6 protein-coding genes are annotated in these 7926 nt (G+C 40.5%); 2 read left to right on the forward strand and 4 right to left on the reverse strand.

What is annotated here, in order from left to right; all coding sequences use genetic code 11:
- Positions 1–771: 771 nt before the first annotated feature.
- Positions 772–1206: an META domain-containing protein gene (locus tag FY557_RS19745; RefSeq protein ID WP_149248942.1), complete on the reverse strand. Its 435-nt coding sequence runs from the start codon at positions 1204–1206 to the stop codon at positions 772–774.
- An 86-nt stretch (positions 1207–1292) separates the two neighbouring features.
- Here FY557_RS19745 and FY557_RS19750 point away from each other — a divergent pair, with 86 nt between their 5' ends.
- On the forward strand, positions 1293–3494 hold the full coding sequence (locus tag FY557_RS19750) for a S46 family peptidase (protein WP_149248943.1): 2202 nt from the start codon (positions 1293–1295) through the stop codon (positions 3492–3494).
- Between the two features lie 127 nt (positions 3495–3621).
- Positions 3622–4098, forward strand: a complete 477-nt coding sequence (locus FY557_RS19755) for a YdeI/OmpD-associated family protein (RefSeq protein WP_149248944.1) — start codon at positions 3622–3624, stop codon at positions 4096–4098.
- A gap of 10 nt (positions 4099–4108) precedes the next feature.
- Here FY557_RS19755 and FY557_RS19760 read toward each other — a convergent pair whose 3' ends face one another.
- The 3 genes from FY557_RS19760 to FY557_RS19770 form a co-directional block, all read right to left on the reverse strand.
- Positions 4109–4441, reverse strand: a complete 333-nt coding sequence (locus tag FY557_RS19760; protein ID WP_149248945.1) for a hypothetical protein — start codon at positions 4439–4441, stop codon at positions 4109–4111.
- Between the two features lie 112 nt (positions 4442–4553).
- A complete protein-coding gene (locus tag FY557_RS19765) occupies positions 4554–6140 on the reverse strand; it encodes a hypothetical protein (protein ID WP_149248946.1) in 1587 nt (528 codons plus the stop codon).
- Positions 6141–6347: 207 nt separating this feature from the next.
- Positions 6348–7883 carry a YifB family Mg chelatase-like AAA ATPase gene (locus tag FY557_RS19770; RefSeq protein ID WP_149248947.1) on the reverse strand — a complete coding sequence of 512 codons (1536 nt, stop codon included), beginning with the start codon at positions 7881–7883 and terminating at the stop codon, positions 6348–6350.
- Positions 7884–7926: the final 43 nt, after the last annotated feature.

The raw sequence follows: 7926 nt of genomic DNA on the forward strand, positions 1-7926 counted from the left end.
CCATTCCGAACACAGAAGTTAAGCCCACCAGCGCCGATGGTACTGCGAATAGCGGGAGAGTAGGTCGCCGCCAGTTTTTATTTTAAACCTCATACAGTAAATGTGTGAGGTTTTTTTATATCCGTACCCCAACAAAAAAACAGAATATAAAGACACCGGGAGTCTAGCCCCCAACCCGCCAATAAAAAGGCAACTCTGATTATAATGCACTATTGCTTACTTATTATTTATTGCTCGAACTTTACCTGCAGCAGACCCGTGCTGAACTATCTGCCCCTAGCCCTGATAGAAACCGCATACCCCGTAACATACGCTGGAAAGTAAGACAGATTAGGGAAAGCCGAAAGCCATGGTACAAAGAGTAACTGTGGCTAGCAGGATCAAGGCTCCGGGTAAAAATGTTTACTATCAATAAAGTAATGCTACAAGATGCGGATGTAAAAGATTCAGTTGACTGATAGAGGGTGATTGTACTCTTTCTCATAAATGGCTTTAAGATATTTGTACAATTCTTTTTGATCTAAATCAAATCCGGTAATAAGAACCGAATAATAAAAATTAACCTTTTTACTCTAAGCAGAAAGAAATAAGCAGATTCGTCCCAAATACAGTTTAAAAGAAACTTTTGTAAGGAGTTAGGCTGGTACAATAAAGGGTTGTCAAATGCTATTGTAGTTAGACATGGTTAAAAAGAAGTAAACAGTAGGAAAATGTGAAAGCCTCTTAGCAAATAATAATATTAAATGAAAAGCCCTTCCCAGACCAAAGAATTTAATCCCAGTCCGAAGCAATAAATTTCATGATGTTTCCTTGATTATCATCTAAGACCAGAAAATGGCCTTCCAGATGGTAATGCTGCATCGTTTCGAAACTTTCGGAAAAATCATCTTCAAGCTTCATATCCGGGCAGGCCATCAGTGTGGAACCGATGTCGGAAAATTTTGCGGTTCCGTTCTTTTTAAACACGGCCGTAAAAAACATTTTGTTGCATCCCATAAAAGCACCGCCTCTAATTTCACCGTCTTCAGCAGGGGCTTTAAGATTGATTTTGGCCTGATGCCGGATCAAATCTTCCTTCGGATAATTTTTAAAAGAAACCAGCATCCATTCCCGTTCAAGCGGTAGAGTAATACGGGCTGCAGAAGAACAGTTGAGTACAAAAGCCAACGCTAAAAAACCCGAAACGGCAAGTGCTATTCTTTTCACAAACGCCTTAAATCCATTTTGATACCATCACAGGCGTGGAACCGTAAAAATTTAGTAAATTAGCGACACAAAAATTATTTAATACAATGAAAAGAATATTACTGCTATTCACTTTCCTTTTAAGCTTTGCCCAGATGCGGGCAGACGAGGGAATGTGGTTGTTAATGCTCGTCAAAAGACTCAACGGGGTAGATATGCAAAAAGAAGGATTGCATCTTACACCGGAAGAAATTTACTCTGTCAACAATTCAAGCCTTAAGGATGCCATCGTGAGCTTCGGAGGGTTCTGTACAGGGGAAATCGTTTCCAACCAGGGTCTTATTTTTACCAATCACCACTGCGGTTACGGTGCCGTAGCGGCAGCTTCAACTCCTGAAAAAGATTATCTGAAAAACGGGTTCTGGGCCATGAAGCAAAAAGATGAATTCAATGCGAAAGATCTTTATGTGAGATTTTTGGTAAGAATGGATGATGCTACCCAAAGAATCAACTCCAAACTGAACAACAATATGTCTGCTGCAGAGCGTAAAGCTGTAATCGATGCTGAAACGAAAGCGATCCAGTCTGAGAACTCTGAAAACGGAAAATACACGGTTGTTGTAAGGGATTTCTTCAACGGAAACGAGTTTTACTATTTCGTATACCAGGATTACAAAGACATCCGTCTGGTAGGTGCTCCGCCTTCAGCCCTGGGAAAGTTCGGAGGGGATACCGACAACTGGGAGTGGCCGAGACATACGGCAGACTTTACCGTTTTCAGAGTTTATGCCGATGCAGCAGGAAACCCTGCGGAGTTTTCTCCAAGCAACGTTCCTTTGAAGCCTAAGCATTTTTTGCCGGTTTCTCTTAAAGGCGTAAAACCGGGTGATTTCTCCATGATCTTAGGATATCCGGGAAGAACCAACCGTTACCTGACTTCTTACGGAATCCAGCAGATGGTAAACAAAGACTATCCGGCCTGGGTAGAAGCTTCCAAACTTGCTATGGATGTAATGAAGAAGTACATGGATAAAGATAAAGGAACGCAGCTTAACTATGCTTCCCAATATGCTTCCGTAGCCAACTACTGGAAAAACAGACAGGGGACGATCGATGCCGTTATCAAAAACGGAACAATTGCAGACAAGCAGAAAATCGAAGAGCGTTTCAAAACATGGGCAGTACAGCCTGCGAATATAATGGAAAACGAAACGGTTCTGGAAGATATCGGGCTTTATTATAAGCAGACTTCAGACCGTAATGTGGAAAGAATGTACATGACGCAGCTTTCAAGAAATTCCAAGTATTTCACGCTGGCTCTTCAGTTGGGAAGTGTTCTTCAGGCATATGCCAAGCAGGATATGGCCGGAAGACTGGCTATGAAGCCCAAAGTAGAGGCTGCTTTAAAAACGGCATACGAAAACATCAATACCAAACTGGAAGGGGAGATGATGAATTCTATGGTGAACCTTTACCAGCAGAGAGTAAACAAAGATGTGGCTTCTGAAACGATCATGGGTCTTGATGCCAAAAACCTTTCAAATGTAGCCTATTCTTCCATCTTCGCAACCAAAACCTCTGCGACGAATTTCATGCTGAATCCAGATGCCTTGAAATTGGATGCCGATCCGCTTTGGAAGATTGCCAATGGCATCGTAGCTGATCAGAGAGCTTCTGCGGAAAGATTCGTGAAAATCGATGACAATTTTGCAAAAAACAACAGATTGTTCTTAGCGGGATTGATGAAGGCGATGCCTGAGAAAAAATTCTATCCGGATGCAAACTCTACCATGAGATTAACTTACGGAACAGTAGATAAACTGCCAATCCGGGAAGACAGAAACTATTTCGGGATTACCGATAACTATTATACGGATATGACTGGTCTTGTAGGAAAATACAAGAAAGGAGACGAAGAGTTTGATCTTCCGCAAAGAGTGATCGATCTTTATAACCTGAAAGATTTCGGACAATATGCCGATGCAAAAGGTTATATGCCGGTAAACTTCCTTTCCAATAACGATATTACCGGTGGTAACTCCGGTTCTCCGGTAATCGATGCCGATGGAAACCTGATCGGGATTGCTTTCGACGGAAACAGCGAAGCATTAAGCGGAGATATCGTTTTCGAACCGGAATGGCAGAAAACCATCAACGTAGACGTTCGTTTCGTTCTTTGGACCATTGACAAATATGCCGGTGCCAGAAGACTGATCGACGAGTTACAGTTGGTGAAAGATGAAAATACCCCGGCCGATACCAAAACAAAAATGCCTAAGGCTACTCCTGCCAAAGGCAAAAAGAAATAATCTTCATAGATAATTTTAAGAACCGCGAAAGTTTTCTTTCGCGGTTCTTTTATTGTTGAAATTGTACTATTTTAGTTTAAGTATTGAGAGCTCAGGATTTTAAAATAGCAATGATAAGAGATCAAGTATGAAAACAGATTCTATACATTTTAAAGCCGTTATCAGGCAACACGAAACTATGAATGCTGCCTTTGTAGAATTTCCTTTTTCTACCGAGGAATTGTTCAACAAAAAAGGGCAGGTAAAAATCAAAGCGGTCTTTGATAGCAGGGTAGAGTACCGTGGCAGCCTGGCAAAAATGAAGTCAGAATATCATATTCTGGGTCTTACGCAGGACATCCGGAAACAGCTGGGGAAAACTTTTGGTGATGAAGTTTCGGTTTCTTTAATAGAAGACAGAGAAGAGCGGATTGTTGAAATCGCCGATGATATTGCCGTCATTTTTAACGAAAATCCGGAAGCAAAAAGCTTGTTTGACAAAATGAGTTATACCCATAGAAAAGAGTATATCCGCTGGATTCAGGAAGCCAAGAAGCCGGAAACCAGGGAAAGTCGGAAAGCTAAAATGGTCACGATGATTCTGTCCGGGAAAAAAGGAATTTAAATCCTGACTCCTATACTTTCAGTTCTGCAGTCAGGAATTGCTGTGCCCCGCCGTTAATTATTGTAATCGAATCTTCACGATGATGTACCGTAATCCCCAGATCATTCATCACTTCTTTAAAATACCCTTTCTCAATATGGCTTGAAACAATATTCTGCTGCCATGAAAACTGGGCAGATTCACCTCTGTCATTTTTTATTATCAGTAAAGCTGAATCATCCTTAAAATCGGAAAAATGAATGCCAATCACGGCACTTTCGTAAGGCGCAAAGCTTCTGGATAATATCTTATTTGTTGTTTTTACTTCCGGATGATGATTAAATGTTTCTGCAGATGTTTTCATATAAATCGATGTTTTCCGCAAATATGAAGCCTTAATGCGACAAAACTCGACGTGTTATAATAATATATTAAAAATAAAGAAGCCGCTCTATTTATGAACGGCTTCTGTTTAATTATACTTTTAATTCTGCTTTAAGATATTGTCCGTTAGAACCATTGGTAAAGGTAATAGATCCATCATTATGTATTACTGAAATTCCTAGATCATTAGTAATCTCCTTAAAATATCCTGTTTTTGCAGTGTTGTTAATATTTCTTTGCCATAAAAACATTGCAAAACCTCCTGATGAATTATGAATTAACAAGGTACCTAATGTACTTCCATATCCAAAAGGCTCAATATCAATGATAATGCTTTCATTGGCAATAAATTGTTTATCAAATAAATCAATTGAACCATTCAAATAAGCTTTGGACTTTTTTCCATTTGTTTGCCAAGTATGGGTCATATAGTTTGCATGTGTAGAACTGTCTATTTTACTTGCTGCAATCTGATGATCCCCATCCTCAAAATACCTGCCATGAAAAACTTGCGGGGTAAAAATAATCGGCACATTCCATTCCGGTGAGATATTTGCCCGCTCAACGTCAAAATCTCCTATGAATTCAGAAGAATCAGTTGCTGGGATACCAACCTGCTGGGATGGCGTATACCTCCAGGCATTACCACTGTAATTAATATTTTTCTGCGTTGATTGTGACCAGTCGCTCTTATCAGCATTAATTCTCACGGCATGCAAGGTCCCAAAATAATTTCCTGTAATGGAAATACCGGCTACTTTATGCATTTTAAGAGCCTGCATAGCCCCTGTATAAAAAAGATTCCCAGAAATATTAATGCCTGCGGCCCACTCATAATTTGAATTAGGATTTAACAAAATATAAGTGTCAACTTTATTTTCATTGTACCCCTCAAAATAATTTCCAGTAATGTTGAGCCCAAAACACCGGTCTAAAATTAATCTGCCGGAAGCATCTTCAAAGCTGGATCCTGAAATATTTCCACCGGTAGTTGTATTGGTAATTTCTGATGGAATTCCCGCGCCATGAACTTTCATATTAGTAACATTAAATGCATTTGTTGCATTATAAAATTTAAATGCTTGATAAACGGATTGAAAATACACAGAGTTAATTTTGGTAAAATAACAGTCCTGTAAATCAATTCCTAATTTCATTCCTTCAAAGCGACAGTCGGTAACCCTTAAGTAATGACTTGACTTTGCTTTAACAAATGTTTGGGCAGTGGTTTTATTTCCGGAAATAAAATTTTTAATACAGATATTATTTGCGACATATTGATTATTTGTGTTATCAATATTAAAAATCACAATATCTGTTTCATAACTGGCTGAAAGTTCACAATTTTTACCATCAATAATTAAATCACCTCTTTGAATATCTAAAGTAGAATCTACAACTACTTTTTCCAAACCATAAAAGGCAATTTCGTTTACCTTTTTGTTATCTTTAATATCAGCAAGCATTTGATTAAGCTTTGTACTTTCATCAGTAGAATCTCCCATAATACCCCACCATCTGACATCAGCAACTTCAAACATCCTTTCATACTTGTAGTTTCCAATGTTTTTCGTTAGTACATTATCTGCGTTCGGATCAGCACTTCCAATTCTTTTCCAGGAATATTCTAATCCTGTAAATTCATCCGTTAATAAAATAATTTCGTCTGTTGTACTCATTGTAATATTTTTAATTTAGCATAGTTTCAGACAATCATTAATGGCCACTCATGTTGTCTTTCTATAATACAAATATCAATGGTCAAAGCGACAAAACTCGACGTGTTATATTTTAATTAAAGAAAATAAAGTCAATAGTCAATTTTGCTTTGCAAGTGTATGATGAATTTTCAACTTATCTGAATTGACGTACATGCCTGTTCATCACTACGCGTTCCAGAATTCTCTGTCCAGGCTTCTGTACTGGATGGCTTCTGAAACATGGTGAGATAAGATATTTTCAGATTCTTCCAGATCGGCGATGGTCCGGGCCACTTTCAGGATCCGGTCGTAAGCACGGGCTGAGAGGTTAAGTTTTTCCATTGCCATTTTAATCAGGCTGAATGAAGATTCGTCCAACTGACAAAATTTTTCAAGCTCTTTTGGCCCCATTTGCGCATTGTAACTTATTTTTAAATCTTTATATCGCTCTCTCTGGGTCTCGCGGGCAACAAGAACCCGTTTTCGGATAGCTTCGCTTTTTTCCCCTTTCCGCCGTTCTGCCAGCTGTTCAAATTCTACCTTCTGCACTTCAATATGAATGTCGATACGGTCCAGGAGCGGCCCGGACAGTTTACTCATGTACCTTTGCATTTCATAAGCGGAAGAAGTATTGTTCGGGTCATCGGGGAAGAAGCCGCTTGGGCTCGGGTTCATGGAAGCCACCAGCATAAAGCTTGCCGGATAGTTTACCGTAAACCTTGCTCTGGAAATAGTAACTTCTCGGTCCTCCAGAGGTTGACGCATTACTTCAAGAACGGTTCTTTTAAATTCCGGCATTTCATCCAAAAACAATACGCCGTTGTGGGCCAGTGAAATTTCTCCGGGCTGCGGGTAACTTCCGCCACCAACTAAAGCGACGTCGGATATCGTGTGGTGTGGTGAGCGGAAGGGGCGTACGGTCATTAAGGAGGTTTCGGTTCCCATTTTTCCGGCGACCGAATGGATTTTGGTTGTTTCCAAGGCTTCCTTTAAGGTAAGCGGAGGCAGAATGCTCGGCACCCTTTTAGCCAGCATCGTTTTGCCGCTTCCGGGCGGCCCGATCAGAATGATATTGTGTCCTCCTGCAGCCGCAACTTCCATGGCGCGTTTTGCAGTTTCCTGTCCTTTCACTTCAGAAAAGTCAAAAGGAAAATCATTGATCTTTTCCTGGAACTCCTTCCGGGTATCGATTTCGATTTTCGGGAGCGGTTTCCCTTCGTTGAAAAAGTCGATGACCTCTTTGATGTTTTCTGCCGCATAGACATCCAGGCTGTTCACAATCGCTGCTTCACGGGTATTCTGCTTCGGAAGGATGATGCCTTTAAAACCTTCCTCCCTAGCCTGAATGGCAATCGGCAATACGCCTTTAATCGGCTGTAGAGTCCCATCCAGAGAAAGTTCTCCCATAATAATGTATTCGTGAATATTTTCAGCCTGGATCTGATCCGAGGCGGCCAGGATGCCGATGGCAATGCTCAGGTCATACGCTGCTCCTTCTTTCCGGAGATCAGCGGGAGCCATATTGATGGTGATTTTCTTACCGGGAATTTTAAAGCCCACATTTTTCAGGGCTGCAGAGATCCGGTAGCTGCTTTCCTTAATGGCATTATCGGGAAGGCCTACCAAATGATAGCCTACACCGCCGGTATCTATATTTACTTCAATGGTAATGGTCTGTGCCGCAACGCCATGGATGGCACTTCCGTAAACTTTGATCAGCATTTTTTCGTGTTTGGTGTAAATGTAAAAAATTTATAATTAACGG

Source organism: Chryseobacterium sp. SN22, assembly GCF_008329705.1.
Classification (GTDB): Bacteria; Bacteroidota; Bacteroidia; order Flavobacteriales; family Weeksellaceae; genus Chryseobacterium.